The sequence below is a fragment of the Belliella buryatensis genome, assembly GCF_900188245.1.
GTDB classification, from domain to species: Bacteria; Bacteroidota; Bacteroidia; order Cytophagales; family Cyclobacteriaceae; genus Belliella; species Belliella buryatensis.
On record NZ_FZOK01000004.1, the window covers coordinates 45462 to 63408 of the forward strand.

At 36.9% G+C, this 17947-nt stretch carries 15 protein-coding genes; 4 read left to right on the top strand and 11 right to left on the bottom strand.

The window, feature by feature from the left end; translation table 11 throughout:
- The first annotated feature begins 36 nt into the window (after positions 1 to 36).
- The 3 genes from CHB66_RS05135 to CHB66_RS05145 are packed head-to-tail and all read left to right on the top strand — an operon-like array spanning position 37 to position 4406.
- A complete protein-coding gene (locus CHB66_RS05135; protein ID WP_089238680.1) occupies positions 37 to 1065 on the top strand; it encodes a phosphotransferase family protein in 1029 nt (342 codons plus the stop codon).
- Positions 1062 to 1940 (top strand): 3-hydroxyacyl-CoA dehydrogenase, encoded by an 879-nt coding sequence (locus CHB66_RS05140; RefSeq protein ID WP_089238682.1) that lies wholly within the window; start codon positions 1062 to 1064, stop codon positions 1938 to 1940. The genes CHB66_RS05135 and CHB66_RS05140 overlap by 4 nt, the downstream gene beginning before the upstream one ends.
- A 57-nt stretch (positions 1941 to 1997) precedes the next feature.
- A complete protein-coding gene (locus CHB66_RS05145; RefSeq protein ID WP_089238684.1) occupies positions 1998 to 4406 on the top strand; it encodes a hybrid sensor histidine kinase/response regulator in 2409 nt (802 codons plus the stop codon).
- 91 nt (positions 4407 to 4497) lie between these two features.
- On the opposite strand, the gene trmB is transcribed toward CHB66_RS05145, so the two are convergent.
- The 9 genes from trmB to holA all read right to left on the bottom strand — a co-directional run bounded on the left by trmB (position 4498) and on the right by holA (position 15128).
- Complete coding sequence (gene trmB, locus CHB66_RS05150; protein WP_089238686.1) at positions 4498 to 5157, bottom strand: tRNA (guanosine(46)-N7)-methyltransferase TrmB; 660 nt, start codon at positions 5155 to 5157, stop codon at positions 4498 to 4500.
- 2 nt (positions 5158 to 5159) lie between these two features.
- Positions 5160 to 6443 carry a bifunctional folylpolyglutamate synthase/dihydrofolate synthase gene (locus tag CHB66_RS05155; RefSeq protein ID WP_089238998.1) on the bottom strand — a complete coding sequence of 428 codons (1284 nt, stop codon included), beginning with the start codon at positions 6441 to 6443 and terminating at the stop codon, positions 5160 to 5162.
- 8 nt (positions 6444 to 6451) lie between these two features.
- Positions 6452 to 7408, bottom strand: coding sequence for an energy transducer TonB (locus CHB66_RS05160; protein ID WP_089239000.1), 957 nt, complete (start codon positions 7406 to 7408; stop codon positions 6452 to 6454).
- Positions 7409 to 7412: 4 nt separating this feature from the next.
- Positions 7413 to 7805, bottom strand: a complete 393-nt coding sequence (locus CHB66_RS05165) for an ExbD/TolR family protein (protein ID WP_089238688.1) — start codon at positions 7803 to 7805, stop codon at positions 7413 to 7415.
- A 1-nt stretch (position 7806) separates the two neighbouring features.
- Entirely contained in the window at positions 7807 to 8499 is a 693-nt protein-coding gene (locus CHB66_RS05170; protein ID WP_089238690.1) for a MotA/TolQ/ExbB proton channel family protein, read from the bottom strand.
- 1 nt (position 8500) lies between these two features.
- Positions 8501 to 9328 (bottom strand): SPOR domain-containing protein, encoded by an 828-nt coding sequence (locus tag CHB66_RS05175; protein ID WP_089238692.1) that lies wholly within the window; start codon positions 9326 to 9328, stop codon positions 8501 to 8503.
- Between the two features lie 85 nt (positions 9329 to 9413).
- The gene (locus tag CHB66_RS05180; protein WP_089238694.1) at positions 9414 to 11078 is read right to left on the bottom strand and encodes a TonB-dependent receptor; all 1665 of its coding nucleotides are present in this window, start codon (positions 11076 to 11078) and stop codon (positions 9414 to 9416) included.
- 23 nt (positions 11079 to 11101) lie between these two features.
- Positions 11102 to 14092, bottom strand: a complete 2991-nt coding sequence (locus tag CHB66_RS05185; protein ID WP_089238696.1) for a tetratricopeptide repeat protein — start codon at positions 14090 to 14092, stop codon at positions 11102 to 11104.
- 13 nt (positions 14093 to 14105) lie between these two features.
- Positions 14106 to 15128 carry a DNA polymerase III subunit delta gene (holA, locus tag CHB66_RS05190; RefSeq protein WP_089238698.1) on the bottom strand — a complete coding sequence of 341 codons (1023 nt, stop codon included), beginning with the start codon at positions 15126 to 15128 and terminating at the stop codon, positions 14106 to 14108.
- A gap of 131 nt (positions 15129 to 15259) precedes the next feature.
- On the opposite strand from holA, the gene CHB66_RS05195 reads away from it, so the two are divergent.
- Positions 15260 to 15967 (top strand): tetratricopeptide repeat protein, encoded by a 708-nt coding sequence (locus CHB66_RS05195; protein ID WP_089238700.1) that lies wholly within the window; start codon positions 15260 to 15262, stop codon positions 15965 to 15967.
- Here CHB66_RS05195 and CHB66_RS05200 read toward each other — a convergent pair.
- Together CHB66_RS05200 and CHB66_RS05205 are read right to left on the bottom strand one after the other, a co-directional pair.
- Positions 15964 to 16806, bottom strand: a complete 843-nt coding sequence (locus tag CHB66_RS05200) for a universal stress protein (protein ID WP_089238702.1) — start codon at positions 16804 to 16806, stop codon at positions 15964 to 15966. The two genes, CHB66_RS05195 and CHB66_RS05200, sit on opposite strands and share 4 nt — an antisense overlap.
- A 12-nt stretch (positions 16807 to 16818) precedes the next feature.
- Complete coding sequence (locus tag CHB66_RS05205; RefSeq protein WP_089238704.1) at positions 16819 to 17739, bottom strand: 2-hydroxyacid dehydrogenase; 921 nt, start codon at positions 17737 to 17739, stop codon at positions 16819 to 16821.
- Between the last annotated feature and the right edge of the window lie 208 nt (positions 17740 to 17947).

The following is a 17947-nucleotide window of genomic DNA, read 5'->3' on the forward strand; positions in this document are numbered from 1 at the left end:
TAAAATATCCATACTAACCCAAATCCATTTTTGAAAATGAATCTTGAAGACCTGAAAATGAAATTATCACCTTATCTCAAGGAGCAATTTGGAAGCGATTTTGAAATAAGAGAAATCATACAATTCAAAGGCGGATATTCTAATCTTACTTATCTCCTCAAAACCAACCAAGGTGAGTTAGTACTCAGAAGGCCACCCTTAGGTAAAAAGATCAGTAAGGCTCATGATATGACGAGAGAGTTTCAAGTTTTAAAATCTCTTGAAAAGGCAGGCTATAAAAAAATCCCTAAAGCCATTCTGAGTAGTGAAGATGAAGCTATCATCGAAGTGCCGTTTTTTATCATGGAGAAAGTTGAAGGCTTAATTCTAAGAAATCGTCTTCCTGATGGTATTGGATTGGATAAAGAATTTTTTAGCCATCTTTCCAAAAACTGCTTAGATTCCTTAATTGAATTACATCAATTAGAGCTAGAGCACTCTGGTCTTTCTGTCCTTGGAAAGCCAGATGGCTATGTAGAAAGGCAGGTTCTCGGGTGGACTGAGCGGTATCAAAGAGCCAAAACAGATGAAATTCTAGCCATGGAAGCAACTTCTGATTGGCTCAAAGAGAATCTTCCAAGTGGATCTTCAGTAGGATTCATTCACAATGATTATAAATATGATAATATCGTTTTGAAAAACACTGATGAACCCAAGATCAAGGCGATTTTAGATTGGGAAATGGCTACAGTGGGTGACCCATTAATGGACTTAGGTACTACCCTAGCCTATTGGACTGAGCCCAATGATCCAGAGATCCTCAAGAATTTCAACCTCACGCATGCTTCTGGTAATTATTCAAGGCAAGATGTGATAAACTATTATAGCAAAGCTACTGGTAGCAATATGGAAGATATACTTTTTTATTATGCCTTTGGGATATTCAAAGTAGGAGTTATCGCTCAGCAAATATATCAACGCTATCAGCAAGGTTTTGGTCAAGATCCAAGATTTGCTGCATTGATTCATGCAGTGAAGGCTTGCGGATTATTAAGTAAAAACGCAATCAAAACTGGAAAAATATGAAAATCCAAAATATATGCATCTTAGGAGCGGGAACATTAGGGAGTAGAGTTGCACTTCAATCAGCCCTATCAGGTTATCAAGTTAGTGTTTATGACATTCATAATAAAGCCCTTGATTCCTCCAAAATAGTGATGCAAGGTATTATCAAACAATTAATTGGAAGTGGTAGCCTAAGTCAGGAAAAAGCAAATGAAGCCATGCACAGGGTGACGTTTACCTCTGATCCATCTATTGCTGTGGCTGATGCAGACCTGATCAATGAAAGCGTAACTGAAGAGGTAGCTATCAAAGAAAAGGTATGGGAACAATTCGGGAAATTGGCGCCTGAAAAAACCTTATTTACAACCAATACCTCCTACCTGCTTCCATCTATGTTTGCTGATATTTCTGGGAGACCAGAAAAGTTTTGTGCCTTGCATTTTCATGATGTATTCTACAGCAAGGTCGTAGATATCATGCCACATCCTGGAACGGACCCTAATTTAATTCCTTTATTAGAAGTTTTTGGAAAAACGTTGAGACAGGTACCTGTGATAGTCAAGAAAGAAAATCATGGCTACCTATTCAATTCCATGTTGATGGCTTTTATCGGTGCTGCTGGGAAACTTCTAACCAAAGAAGTGGCAAGTATTGAGGATATTGATAAGTCATGGATGGTTAATTTTCATATGCCAATGGGGCCATTTGGTATCTTAGATAGCATTGGGCTAGATACAGCTTGGCATGTCACCCACAAAATGCCAGATGCATCATCCCAAGCTTTTGCATCCCTATTGAAAAAATATATCGATTCAGGAAAACTCGGTCAAAAGACCGGTGAGGGCTTTTATACCTATCCAGATCCCGCTTATCAAAAAAATAGTTTTCTTGAATAAATCCAATTAACAAATCTATTCCGTAAGTTGTTGGACTTATCACCACAAGACTAAATAATGAAAAAGAGCCAACTTATTTACATAATAGTACTTCCTATTTACTTTCTTTTGGGAAATATTGAAGTGAAAAGCCAGTTTCTGATCGATCAAGATACTTTTTTGAATCCAAAGTCAATCTACCAAAAGGCACAAATCTCTAATGTTGGCTCTGAGAATTTAAAAATTGAAGATTTTCTAGAAAAACAAGATTCTTTCGATTTCAAAGCTATATCAGGCCCAAATACCAATTTAGGATTTACAAAAGATAATTTTTGGCTAAAATTCAAAATCCAAAATACAGCAAATAAAACTTTGAGTTTGTTCTTTGAAACAGGTAGACCCATCACAGATATCATAGAATTGCATCAGATTGATCAGGCTGGTACAATTATCAGTCAGGTCACAGGTGACTTACTACCCTTCAGTGAAAAGCCATTAAGCCATAGGAAGATGATATTCCCCATAGAACTCGAAGCCAATCAAGAATACGAGTTTTATGTGCAGTATCAAAGTGATGGAGAAGTCATCAACCTTCCGCTTGAACTTCACAGCGCCAATTCATTAATTCTAACCTCTTATAAAGAACAACTAGTCTTTGGTCTTTTCTATGGTATTTTACTGTTAGCAGGTACTATTTATTTGTTTTTTTATTTTGGAATCAAAGAGAAGAGTTTCTTGCTTTATTTCACCTACGTGCTCTCTATAGCACTATTGCATCTATCATTAGACGGCTATTTCTTTCAGTATTTCACTCCAGATGCAGGCTGGATTTCAAGAAATGCTGTACTCTTAGCCGCGGCTTTTTCTACTTTGGCTTTCGGAAGTTATGTACAGGTCTATATGAAAGTTAGCAACTTCAGCCCAGTCCTCAATAAAATTTATAACTCACTACACATATGTGTGATAGCATTGATCACAGCTATTTTTTTTATAAGAAGTGTTGTAGAATTTTATTATCCATTAGTGAATCTGTTTGGTATTCTTTTATTGTTTTTGATCATTGGAACCTTGATCGTATCCATTAGAAAAAACGCTGCCCCAGATATATTCTTTAGTGTAGGTTTATTTTTCTTTTTTGCGGGTTTCTTAGTATTTATCTTGAATAATTTCAGCGTGATTCCCAATTCATTTATAACTGAAAATGCCTCGAAATTCGGTACTGGATTGGAGATTATCTTCCTTTCTTTGTCCATGGCTAATAGAATCAGGATTTTGAAATCAGAAAAGGAAAAAATGCAGGGAATCGCGCTTCAAAGGTCTCAGGAATCAAATGAGATCAAGTCCTTTTTTCTTTCTAATATCAGTCATGAATTGCGGACACCACTAAATGCCGTAATTGGCCTGTCAAAATCCATTCAAGAATCTACAGAAGACCAAAAAATAAAATCTGACTTAGAGGTCATTCAGTACTCTTCTCTAGGCCTTTTATCTGCTATAGATGATATTTTCGACTATTCTAAAATCGAGAAAAAAGAACTCAAACTCGAAGAAAGACAACTTGAAATAAGTAAGGTCATTCAAGAATTGAGAACCATTACAGATAATCAAGTCAAAAATAAAAAGCTCAAATTCATCTATGAGGAAATCAATCAACTTCCAAAATATATCATTGGTGATAAGGCAAGAATAAGACAGATCATCCTCAATGTCCTGAACAACGCCGTGAAATTCACGCAAGATGGAGAAGTGAAGCTTAGCATCAATTCGGTTTTACAAAAAAATGATACAGTCAACCTGAACATCATCGTTCAAGATACTGGTGTTGGAATTGACAAAGAAAAGTTAGATAGGATTTACGAGTCCTTTATCCAAGAGCAGATTGATGATAAAAGAAAGTTTGGAGGTTTTGGACTGGGACTATGCATAGTCAAAGCTCTCGTAGAACTATACGAAGGTAAAATCGAAATATCCAGTGAGCAAGGAAAAGGCACCAAAGTTCAAATAGATTTAAATTTCAAAGTACCTTCTAGGGACCAAAAACTTCCTTCTTCCCCATTAGTGAACGGTGATTATGATTTAGAAGGAAAGCACATCTTAATCGTAGAGGACAATCCTGTCAATCAAATGGTAATGAAATCAATCCTGAGGAAATGGAAAAACACTAGCTTTGATATTGCCAACCATGGGCTTGAAGCTTTAGATAAATTGAAAGCTAGCCATTTTGATCTAATTTTGATGGATTTACAAATGCCTGAAATGGATGGTTACGAAGCGACCGAGGCCATTCGCAAAGGAGAGGCAGGATCCAAATATCAAAATATCCCTATCATCGCTGTGACTGCCGATGCAACAGATAAAGCAAAATCTAAAGTGAAAGCAGTAGGTATGGATGACTACATGACCAAACCTGTAGATAAAGACGAACTTTACACTAAAATCCAACATGCTTTCTATTTAGTAAAAGTAGACCTTTCCGGCGTACTTTGAGGTTTAATCAACCCAGCGTCCAAAAATTTTGATCAGCTCAAGCTTTTAAGCTCTGATCCGTTTATTTTTGATCCAAGAGTTTATAGAAGACCTATACAAACTTAAATTTCAAATACTTGATTTTTTCGCCTTTATCAGAAAAGATTTTCTCGTATCTTGTTTGGATACCATGATGGTCATCTTTATAATCTGATTGATAAAAATCATGGGTATGAGCTAAAATCTCAATATCATTTCGAGATTGAAGCAGTTCAAGCGTGTAATCAAAGAGTCCTGTATTGTCAGTTTTAAAGTGGACTACCCCACTTGACTTCAATAAAGGCTTGTACATCTCCAAAAACTTAGAACTTGTCAATCTTCTCTTTTCATCCCCATCTCGTGGAAATGGATCTGGAAAGGTGATCCAAAGTTCTGATATTTCCTCAACTGAAAAGAAATCACTCAATTGCTGAATTTGGGTCCTTAAAAATGCAACATTTTCTAAACCTTCTTGAATGGCTATAGTGGATCCTTTCCAAATCCTTGAGCCTTTGATATCAACTCCAATGAAATTCTGTTCGGGATACTCTCTTGCTAGTCCTACTGTAAACTCCCCTCTTCCACATGCCAATTCAACAACGAAGGGTTGATTGTTTTCGAATTGTACTTTATTCCAGTTGCCTTTGATGGTTTCAAAAGTTGGCTTTCCAGCCTGTATTACATTTCTATTTACTTCGTTTTCTTTAAATCTCTGGAGTTTATTCCTTCCCATGCTTATAAGTCGTTAATTTCGGCGACCACAAAGGTACTACCCCCAATAAAAATTAAGTCATCTTGAGCAGCATTTTTCTTAGCATATTCCAAGCCCATGTTGACATCAGAGATAACTAAACCTTGCAGCTTATATTTTTTAGCCAGAATAGCCAATTCTTCGGCTGGTAATGCTCTTGGGATTTTAGCTTCAACAAATATGTAATCAGCTTCTTTGGGCAAAATGGCCAAGACTTTATCGAGATCTTTGTCATTTACCATACCAATAACCATCCAAAGTTTATTGAAAGTATATTCATTGATTTGATTCAATATCTGTGAGATGCCATCTTGATTATGGCCAGTATCGCAAATGATCATAGGATTATCTCCCAATTGTTGCCACCTACCCTTTAGCCCAGTATTTTTCACTACTTTATTGAGACCACATTTCAAATGTTCTTGGGTTATTTCATAGCCAAGGTCTCGAAGCACTTGAATTGTCTGAATGATACCAGCAAGATTTTTCTGTTGGTAATTTCCTTTCAAGTCTAATTCTAATTGGAATTGCTTATCAGAAATTCTTATTTGATAACTTCCCGAATTGTGAGTTGCAGCTTTTTCAATTTGAATAAAATCTTCGGCAAAATAAATTGGAGCATTCTTCTCAGCAGCTATTGCCTGAAATACAGGAGTGGTTGCTGCTTGTCTTTGACTAATTACAACTGGGGTATTTTCCTTGATTATACCAGCTTTCTCTCCTGCTATGGCTTCCAAAGTATCACCTAAAAACTGCATGTGATCGTAACCAATATTGGTAATTAAACAAACTTCTGGTTGGATCACATTGGTACTATCCAATCTACCTCCCATTCCGACTTCTATTACAGCGATATCAACTTTTTCTTTAGCAAAATACCAAAAGGCCATGCCGACAGTCATTTCAAAAAAACTAGGCTTTATTTCATCTAAAAATCTCTTATTTTCTGCTACAAAAGCGATCACATCTGCATCAGGAATTTCCTGACCATTGATTTTGATGCGCTCTGTAAAAGTTTTTAAATGCGGGGAAGTATAAAGGCCTACCTTATAGCCAGCCTCTATCAAGACAGAACAAATTGCATGAGAAGAACTTCCCTTCCCATTTGTACCAGCTACATGGATAGATTTAAATTTGTGTTGGGGATTATTTAGGTGATTACAAAGGGCAATGGTATTACTCAGGTCTTTCTTGAATGCTGAAGCCCCCACCCGCTGAAACATAGGAAGCGCATTGAACAAATAGTCCAAAGTATGTTCATAATTCATCATTTGAATCAATCAACTTTGATGATAAAAGTGATTTTGCCAGTGGAATAATCTGCTGTTATATTACCACTTTTTCGTTTGAAGGTAATTTGATTAACCACAGTTCTATAGTACGCGAGCACGTTATTTGGTACATTATACTTATCTGGTGTCGCTTGAACTATTCTTCCCGAATCATCTACAGTAATGTTAAAAGTAATAAAACCATTTCTCGTTGATAATGCATCATTGATATTTGGTCTTGTAGCAAAGTCCCATCCAGCTAAGTCAAGGTTATATCCAGATCCAGGCCCATCTACTCCTTGGCCAGTTCCTGAACCCATTAGTGCTCTTCCGTCCACTGTGCCTGTAGGTTTTCCTTCATCACCTTTTTGCGTAGAAGAGCCTTGAGCACTCCCTGTTGCTGCTTGAGTACCAGTTCCAGTAGTACCACCTGCTCCCATTAGGGCTCTTTGATCCACTTTTGGTTTTTCTTCTACTTTTGGAGTAGTTTTTTCTGCTTCTGCTTTTGCTGGTTCTGTAACTGGAGTAGTGGCTTTCTTTTCAGGCACAGCCTCTTTTACCACAGGCGTAGTTTTCTCTGCTCCTTTCAATGTGCTTTCTGCCTTGGAAACAGCCTCTAAACTAGATTTGGTAGGTGTTGAAGCAGGTCTCGCTTGGGAAGCAGGTTGCGTTGCTGGAGTAGCAGCTTCAGTTGGCTTGGTAGCAATTTCTCCTGGTGCAGCGGGTGTTGTGACCTCAGATTGGATATCATTGGGTGCTGAAAGTGTCTGGGTATTGCCACTTCCAAAATCTGAAAAACCTAGGTTTAATTCCAAACCATACTGTGGTAATGGTGGAATCGGTTGTTTCCAGACTACCATAAAATAGACAAAAAGCAACACCAGCACATTGATGATCAGTGTGATAATTCCTGCTTTTCTTTTGTTAGCAGCTTCTTCTCTATCGCTTTGCCAGATTTCCATTCGCTTATTTGTACGGTTTGGTTGCGATGGATACATTGGCTTCTAAGCCAGCTGCGATTCCACCGATTTCTACCAAATATTCAACAGGTACCTCTTTGTCTATATGTAAAACGACCTGTCCTTTTTTATCTTGTAAAAGAGCTGTTAATTCTCCTTTGATAGCCTCTCTATCTACCACCCTGTCATTTACAGAGAAACGCAGATCCTTAGTCACAGTGACTGTAACTTCTTGCATAACAATATCAGAGGCCTCACTGGAAGGTAAATTCACCGGAAGTCCAGAAGGAGTAATAAAAGAAGAGGTCAACATAAAAAAGATCAACAACAGAAAGATTATATCTGTCATCGATGACATACTGAATGCTGATTCAACTTTATGTTTTGATTGTAATGCCATTCTATTTCTCTTGTAAAATGTCCATAAACTCTATAGAGGTATACTCCATATTGTGTACCAATTTGGATACCTGAGTCACTAAATAGTTGTATCCCAAATAAGCTATGATACCCACCACAAGTCCAGTAGCTGTTGTAATCATGGCTTCATAAATTCCAGTAGATAGCAACTTAGGCGAAACCATACCTTCTTCCTGGGCCACACCAATAAATGCTCTAATCATCCCTGCTACTGTTCCTAAGAAACCAATCATGGGAGCTGCTCCTGATACGGTAGCAAGTAAGTTGAGATTTTTTTCTAGTTTATATATCTCAATTTTACCCACATTTTCTATTGCTACTTCTATATTTTTCAGAGGACTACCTATCCTCTCCAAACCTTTCGAGATCATATTTGCCACCGGTGTAGACTCCTGGGCACATAGGATTTTTGCTTTTTCTACATGTCCACCTTGAACTAGGATTTTTATCTGATCCATAAGATGCTTAGGAGACTTTGAGGCTTTCCTTAGTGTGATGATCCGCTCCACAAAGATAAAAATGGCTAAAACGAATAGCGCATAGAGCGGAATCATCATATAGCCACCTTTGATCATCAAATCGAGAAGACCTATATCTCCTTTGCCTGGCTCCATGATTGCCAAGCTATCTACCATCATATTACCGTCAGTAGAGAGGGTTTGTAATAACATCATATTAATATTTCAAAATCCAAATTTCGTTTCCATAAACTTTTTTGGCTGCCTCCCAATCAGGAGTGGCCGCTTCCAGGCTCTCAAATTGCCCAATGGCTACTCTGAAATTCCTGATATCACCATAAGGAAACACAATCCAAGTATCATAACCATCGTTGAGATACTTTTCTGCTTCTCTTCTGGCAAAATTTTCATTCACAACGCTACCAACGATAATAAAGTATCTAGGATTACCCTCCCTACTCTGAATCAATGTTAATGCTGGAGCTTGATTTTCCACCACCTCTGCTGCTGCTACTTCTGTAGTGCGCTCTTTTAGTATTTCTTCAGAGGCTACAGCGTCGTCGTCAACAGGCTCAATAGCAGAAGGTGTCACAGATTCTTCAATTATGGCTGAGCGAGAACTTTCCTCTGTTAACTGTTCTTTGGGCTCTCCATATTCAGGCAAGTAGTACAAGAAGTAAGCCATAGCCCCAAGTAAGATCAGAACCAAAAGGGTCAATGATAGGAAAATTGGAGTTTTGTTACTGCTCTTTCTTTCTTTAGTTGCAATTGTCCGATCTTGTCTTTTGATTTCAATTGGTTTGGTTGTAGTGATAACTTCCTCAATTTCTTGTGGTTGATCAGATTTACTTGAGTTAGATGCTTTGAATTCTTCTTCAATAGTTGGCTCAACTTCCTCTACAAAGGGAGCTTTTTGCGTCTCTTCTATTTTTTCAGTAATATTTTCATTTACCGCATGCACTTCCAAAGGAACTACGTCCACAAAAGGGAAACCAAAGTCTTTGTCTTGATCTTCTGTCAGCTTTTTATTTTCCTTACTGGCCATTGATATATCTTCTGGATTAACCTACGAAACTAAGACAATTGCATCAAATCGCAAATTATATAGTTTGTGTTGTCGCATTATTATCTTAAAACTTTACTGTCAATCCACCAATCCCTTGAATACCTCTTACAGGGTAGTTTAAGAATCTCTGATTGCGTTGATTGAGCAAGTTATTACCAACAGCAAAGACAGAGAATCGATCAGTGATTTTATAATCCGCTTTGATATGCAAATCTAAGATTGCTGGCAATACCGTAGTCCCTTCAATACCAGGATTAAAAGCTACTATACCTCCCATTAAATTTGCATTTGCATGGATTAGAAGCTTACCTGTTGGTTTAAAAGTATTTCCCAAGGTCAATTCCCATTCAGGTCTATGAAATGCCGCCTGAAGGTCTGAAAGTGTATATTGATAATAGTTGACTGCACCAGTAAGTTTATACCAGTCTTGATATTCCCAATTGACTTTGGCATTGTAATTAATCAATCGAGTATCAGAATCATATACTAAATTAAACTTCAATGTATCTGTAGGATCGCTGGTAAAGAAATGCATATTGGCATACTGTCCGACTGCTACTCCAGCTTCGTAGCTAAACTCCCCATTGATTACACCTTTGATCCCTGCTTTAGCTAGGAAGTTTTGAGTTGTATTGAGCAATTGTTCACTAGGTCCCAAAAATGGATTTTCCATCACAAAATCATAGTACGTTTTCCTCAAAACATCTCCTTCATAGCCTGCATATACACCGAAACCATCTTGAATCATGTAGGAAGCATTGAAAGCTGGATAGACATGAAAATCAGCTTTTTTATTGTCTGTGATATCATTTTCAAATATAATATTAGCACCAGCGCTTAGATTTAAACCTCCTTTTCTATAAACCACATTTGGTTGAATTTTGAAATAATTTCTATTAATGTCTCTATACAATTCATCTGCTGGATTGGTAAGGGAAAGTGTTCCATTAACTTCAGTCTTCATATATTCAGAAAACCAAAAATCAGCTTTCCCATTGATTAAAAATTCATTTTCAACAGCCGAAAAGCTATCATTGAACAACCTTACACCAATATTGGCATCATAATTCAACTCAGACATTTTTTCCAAGTTGCTAATACCTGCCTTGACTTTGATAGTGTTGAAAATATTCTCAGAAGTGATGAAATCGGTTAATAATTCGTTATCAGGATCATATCCGTAAAAATTGAAGGCATCCCGTGCGTAGTCCACTTTTCCATAAAGCTCAAAATAATCTCGAAAGAGCGTTCCATTTAGACCTACACTTGTATGGTTTTCAGCGGAATTAACTCCTCCTATAGGACCTGTATAGAAGCCTTCATGTTTGACTTTAACACCGAAATTATAATCACCTTCTTCCCAATTATTATATCTCAATTCTACAAGTGGTGATTTATAATTCCCAAAACCTAATTTTGCAAAACCGGGATAAAGCTCCTCAAGATTTCTTGGAAAAGATTTTTGAGCAGCCTCAGGTTTGATTTCTAGAGGTGGAAGAGATAGAAAGAAAGGTTCAACTTTATAATTGAAATTCAGATTACTTTTTGGTGTGGGTAGCACTGGAATTCTTTCAAAATTCCTTGGTTGCGTAGGTAGGGTCAGAACCCTATCTTTTCGAATGATAAATTCTTGATCTTGAACCTCTCCCCTCTGCTGCGCCCATGATTGCATGGTCAGCCCTGAGAAGCTTAAAAGCAAGGTGTATTTGATTATCAATTGCTTATTCATATAGGTCTATTCTTCTCAGGTGATTATTTCAATTGACTCAATTTTTGCTGGGCAGTTCTACGAATTTCTTCATCCTTGGATTGTTCTACTACTGATTCCAATGTAGCTTTAGCCTGGAAGGTTTCTCCTAAGGAAAGGAAATTATCAGCGAGTTGGATGAAGCACTTTCCATACCAATATGCATGTGAAGAGAAAGGAGCTGAGAAATCGAAGATAGCATCATTGGACTGATTATAATTACCCCTTTTTGAGTAACTCTCCGCCAAAAGAAATAATCCTTCTGCTCCATGGACAGTTTTGTAATCATTGATTAAGTCTATCAAAGATTCCTCCGCTGCGTTGGAATTTCCTTTTTTGAAGTGAGCTTTGGCTTTTAAAAGCATAGCAGCCGGTATGGCATCAGCCATTACATTACCAAGGTTGATAACCTTATCAGCATAAAATACTGCTGAGTCAAAAGCATTGCTAAAATAGTGTGCATCAATCAACCCCTTGAAAGCTTCATATTCTTCAAGTTTATTCCTAGCATTTTTGCCCGATTCTCTCAAGTATGGCATCGCCTTGGCATAATTTTTATTTTCTAGCTCAATGGAAGCAATTCTCTGTACTGCTCTCAGTCGCTGGGGAGACTCTTTCATCGCATCTATTTGATAGAAGAATTTCAATGCCTCATTTTTATTATTGATTTTATAATGCGACTCGGCCATGAAATTAATTGCCTCTGCCTTATTGCCAGCCTGAGGGTAATTTCTCAAATAATCCTCAAAAGCTTTAATAGCTTGCTGATTAGAGTTTGAAAAGTATAGGCTTTTTGCTGTCTCAAACTCTAGGTTTTGCAGACTTTGATTATCTGGATTAGCATTTCTATACCTCGATAGATATTGTGAAAATTCAGCTGACCTATTTTGCAATGCAAGTGCTTCTTGCAGTCCAACCAAAGCTGCTTCAGCATTAGAGGCATTTGGATGATTTTCTAAAATTCGCTTATAATCCTCAATTGTTTCATTGTATTGCTGTAAAGAATAATTGGCGATAGCTCTTCCTTCTAGCGCAAAAGGAATAAATTGACTATTCGGTCTTGTACTAATTAGTCTTGTAAATCCACTTTTGGCATCAGCATACCTAGTCATTTCCATGTTGATCTCCGCTTTTTTATAGATGGCATCTTCCAAATACAAACTTGAAGTGAAATTATCAATAACTCTATTCAACTGATTGATTGCCTCCGGGTTATTGTTTTGAAAATTATGAACTACACCAGATCTGAAGTGTGCATAATCAGTATAAGCACTACCTTCTCTGACTGCCCTTTGGAAAGTATTCAATGCCTCTGAGAATTTCTTCTGCACATAATACGTATCTCCTAAGCGAACCAAGGCATCGTCATAATATTCCTTGTCCTCAGCGCGCTGAAGTTTTTCTACGTACAGTTTAAATTGTCCTTCTGCTTTTGGATACTGTTGTGTGTTGAAGTAAGCATATCCTAGTCCATAATGAGATTTGATCAAATATGGATCATTGGCTCTTGGTCTAAGGGCTTGTAGCCTTTCATAAGACCTGATGGCCTCATTGATATTGTTATTAGCAGCAAAATTCTCCGCTTTCCAAAAATATGCTTGATTGACCAAGTCCTTATCTACAGGAGTATTGATGGCCTTATCAAAATAAGTGGTGGCCAGATCATATCTTTTATCCCTGTAATAGACAATACCTTGGAAAAAGGATACTTTTTGGTATGCTGCATTGATTCTGGGAGAGCGATTTGGCATCCGCTCAATTTGTTCTATAGCCCTGAGGTAATTGTTGGTATTGATCAAGGCGTCAGCAAGGAGATCTTCAGCTTCTTTTGCATACTTACCTCTTGGATAATTATCCAAATATGTATCCAGACCATTTACGGCATCTTGAAAACTTCCACGCTCCAAACTGACTTTGGCATAGTTGATCAAAGCTTCCTCTTTGATATTAGGATCAGCGTCGCTTTTATACGCTGCATTGAAGCTGGTGGCTGCAAATTGAGGGTTGTTAAGTTTAAGATAAGCGTGTCCCAAATAATAGCTGGAGACTTGTCCAATTTTGTCATTCTCTACAGCTGAGACTTTGAAATAATCTGTAGCTCTTTGATAATTTTGAATTTCATATTGCGCGACGCCCGCTCTGTATATTTGAGGTCTTTCCAATGTCCCCTTTCTGGAATTGATAAACTCATCATAATTCTGAGCAGCTTTTGTAAAATTCCTTTTTTCAAAATATGCTTCTGCTAAGTACAAATGAATTTCTTCTTTCCTGTCAAGGTTTCTTCTTGCACCAATCACAGGCTCAGCATAAGCGATCAATTCATCATAAAGGCCTTGTCTATAATAGATCCCTGCTATCATATAGGGGATTTTACCTGCATAGAAACTGGACTTTTCTGCTTCTTTAAATTCTGTGATGGCCTGATCAAAACGTCGGTTTTCCATATGGATAAAGCCAGCATAATACTGAGCATCTGGTGTATATGCTGTTCTTTCCCTTTTTACTAGATTGAAATTGGCTAAAGCATTGGTAAAATCTTCTAGCTGGAACTGTGCATACCCCATTTTGAACAACACCTCTCCTCGTTGGTCAGGCCAAATCTTATTTACATCTACTTTTTGATAAGCTGGGATAGCCTCTCTATAGTTTCTTCTTTCAAAGAAAAAATTACCCAAAATATGGGCTGCTTCATTGACTTTGGGATGTTCAGGATGATTTCTAATAAACGCATACACTAAGTCAGATGCTGCTGGGTTTTCTATTTTAAGCGCTGATATGGCATGATAAAAGTCTACATAGGCTTCTTCTCCATTGGTGAACTTGATATCTTTCAGGGCTTCAAATTCATACTTTGAAGCACTAAAAAGTTGTTTGTCATAAAGTTCAAAATGATCATCGAGGATTTTTTGAGAACTATTTTGATACAAACTTGACTGCGCATTGGCCAATTGGCTGATAGCCAAAAGCCCAAAAATTGCAAGTGATTTTTTTATCATGTGATATGCTGGATTAATGCATAATTTTAAATATCAACTCTTTAAGAATTTGGGACTCGTCCAATCCATTTGCATTGACGCCTTTAGAACGTAGATCTGCTTCTCTTAGATACGAAAATGAATCAATAACCTTGCCCAAATTATAATTCTTTGCAGCTATACGATACTCTTTTACAAAAAAAAGATTGACGCCGATGGTTCTTGCAAGATCTTGATCGGAAGCTCCTTTAAGTTCATGGGTGATGGCTATTTTTTGAAAGAAACTGAATAGCAGAGCGATCAATGGGATCAAAGGATGTCCCTTGGGGTTTTGTCCAAAATAATGGATGATTTTCTTAGCCTTTATCACATCTTTGACACCAACGGCTTTGGTCAACTCAAAATTATTGTAATCCTTATTAATTCCAATGAATCGGTGAATATGGTTGGCGTCAATTTGAGTCGGCTCGGTGAAGTTGATCAGCATTTTCCCTATTTCATTGGTCATGACCTCCAGATTATTACCAATACTTTCGGCTAAAACAGCAGCTGTTCTATTATCAATTTTATGACCTTTAGCCTGAATATAATGAGTCACCCATTCGGCCATTTTATAGTCAGGGACTTTGTCAGATTTGACCAAGATTGCTTTTTTATCTAGCTCCTTTGCTAAAGCTTTCCTGCCATCTAATACCTTATACTTGTGTGCAAAGACTAGAATTGTACTTGGAAGGGGATTTTGAAGGTAATTGAGTAGTAGCGTATCAACTTCTTCTTTACCAAGACCGGGAATATTTTGAGCCTCCTTAACAATAACCACCTGTCTTTCGGCCATCATCGGGAATCTTCTTGCATTACTCATGATAGCATTCATAGGAGCATCCTTCCCATACATGATAGTTTGATTAAATCCCTTCTCGTGCTCAGGAATGGCATTTTTCTCAACAAAATCGCTAATTACATCGATGAAATAGGGTTCATCCCCTTGTAAAAAATAAACTGGAGCGTACTTCCCAGCATGGAGGTCTTTGATGATGTCTTCCGGTTTACTTGGCATGTTCGAATTTTTCAATTCAAAGATAGAAAGAATTCACTTTTTAAAAAGTGCTTCAATCTTTCAAAACTTAATTTCTTCTAAACTTTATAGGCTTTACTTTTGTATTTATAAGGAACATAAATTAAAAAATTGTGGCAAATTTTGAGCAAAGCGTAGCATACTTTAAAGAAGGTAAATTCGAAGAAGCATTGGTAAGTATTGATACTTGTATCAGTTTAGACAAAAAGAATACGGAATTTTATTTTTTCAGAGCAAGGGTATATACTAGGCTTGGGAAGTTTGATCGTGCTTTAGAAGATTTTGATTACCTCACATCCCTGGAGCCATATAATCCCAGTTATATCAGTGACAGAGCCGTGGTGTTGCATTTGATGAAACGAAACGAGGAAGCAACCGTTGAGTTTGATAGAGCGTTGAACTTAGAACCAAATAACCCTTATAGATATTCAAGTCGAGCCTACTTTAAAGACAGAATTGGTGACTTGAAAGGAGCTATTGAGGACTATACCAAAGCTATAGAATTAGATCCTGAAGACGCTGTAGCATACAATAACAGAGGTTTGGTAGAGGAGAAATTAGGCTACAAAGAAATGGCTCAACGTTCATTCAAAAAAGCTGATGATTTGGTAGGGTATAAACCAAAAGAAAACATAGAACAAAGAGATAATGAACCAACAAAGAAAAAAGCAGCATTCTCAATGCCGAAACAAGAGAATCCTGCCAATTCAATCTCTATTATCTCCTATATGGAGACATTCAAGAAAATATTCACTGATAAATCCACATGGAATGAATTCATAGATTTTATCAGTTCAGGATTGAAATCCAAGAAAGGTTAAACCTTCTTTATCACAAACAAAGGTTTATTTATAAAATAAGACATCTTTCTAGAAAGATTTTGAGCGAAGAGTTGGTCAAACCAGCTCTTCTTTTTACTTAAGGTAACAAGTACGTCCCCTTTTGCTGTAATCAGGTAATTTTCTAGTCCCAAACCAGGTTCGTCTCTATACGATTTCAATACGTAATTAGCTTTCTCGTATTTAATAAATGGTCTTACTTCCTCAACCATCGTCATATGAAGAGATTTATCAATTGATTTGGCTTTGGTACTGACATGAACCAGATCAATTTCAGAATCAAAGAATCCAGCCAATTCCACGATTTTCTGTATTGCAATTTTATCTTCCTCTATATAGTCTGTGGCATAAACAAATTTTCTTGGCGCTTTGAAATATACTTTTCTAGGAATTAAGAGCACATCAGTAGAAGATTTTTCCACAACTTTGGATGATCGTGTTCCAATGAAATTCTTTTTGAAGTCATTGACTCCCTCAGTCCCCATGACAATCAAGTCAGCATTTTGTTCTTGAGCGAAATTCACGATTGTATCTACCGTTTTACCTTCTATGATCTCAGTTGTACATGATTTAAGCCCGTTGCTTAAGCTTTCTTCTTTGACAGCTGTTTGAAGATTGGCTAATTTCTTTTTGATGAATGAATATTGATCACCTGAATGAAAGTCTTTAGCAGATAACTTCTGATAATCATCTTTATCTGGAATGTGGAGCAAACACAAATCAGCACCATACTTCTCTCCTAGTTTGGCTGCGTATTCAATTGCATTCAAAGAACATTCAGAAAAATCAGTTGGGCAAATGATTTTAAAATTCGTCTTCATTTTAGTTTGGGTTTAGTAGCCTCTATTTCTATCAATTACATTGATTAGAGGTTTTTGATTAAGCAAACGATGATAATTGTTGACAATTTGAGGTGCTGCTGCACTTGGATTTGTGACACTTGCAATATGTGGAGTAACCATAATCCTATCATTTCCCCAGAAAGGGTGTTCAATTGGTAATGGTTCTTCAAGAAATACATCAAGCATTGCTCCTGATATTTGATCTTCTTCAATCGCTTCCAATAGGTCAGACTCCACCAAATGCTTTCCTCTCGCTACATTGATGATGTAAGTGCCTGGCTTACATTTATTGAAGAAGTCTTTATTCAAGAAATTCTCAGTTTGTGGAGTTAGTGGCAAAAGACAAATGATCATGTTGACTTGTTTGAGAAAATCATCCAATTGATCCCCATGAAAATATGGATATTTGAGATCCCTTTTTGGTGAATTTCCATAGCCAGCCACATTGAATTTCATCAATCTTAATTTATCTATTACATCACCACCTAATTCTCCAACACCAAGTACTCCTACATTTATTTCAATTTCCGGACTTGACATGTCCCATATTTTTTTGACTTTTTGATTTTGATAGCGAATGAACTGTCTATGATAGTTGAGGACTCCCATGACTACATAATTTGTCATGGAAATAGTCAACTTATCATCAATTATTCTTGTAATTGGCAAATGAGAAGGAATAGAATCATCTGACAAAATATGATCCACACCAGCCCCCATAGAACAGATTAACTTTAGATTTGGAAATTCATTCAATATTCCCTTAGGATGATTCCATAGCATCACAGCTTCCACATCATCTTTTCGATCTATATTGGGATAGACTTGAATATCAATATCAGCATCAAGCATCTTGATATTTTCAATCCAAACCTCTGGATCTCTTCCAGGTGAAATAATCGCTAATCCCATTTTGATTTTATTTTCTAAAATTAAATTTTTCTAAATGCTGATTTTTTAAAAACATTCGTTTGTAGGTATGATAAAGTTTAATCAAATTAGCTACAATCATACATAACTCTATCTTTGTACTGTTTTATTATTATTGTTTTTTTCCTTCTAATAGTAATAATATTCCAATTTAAAGGCACAAAGATGAAGATAAGATGAAGGACAATAG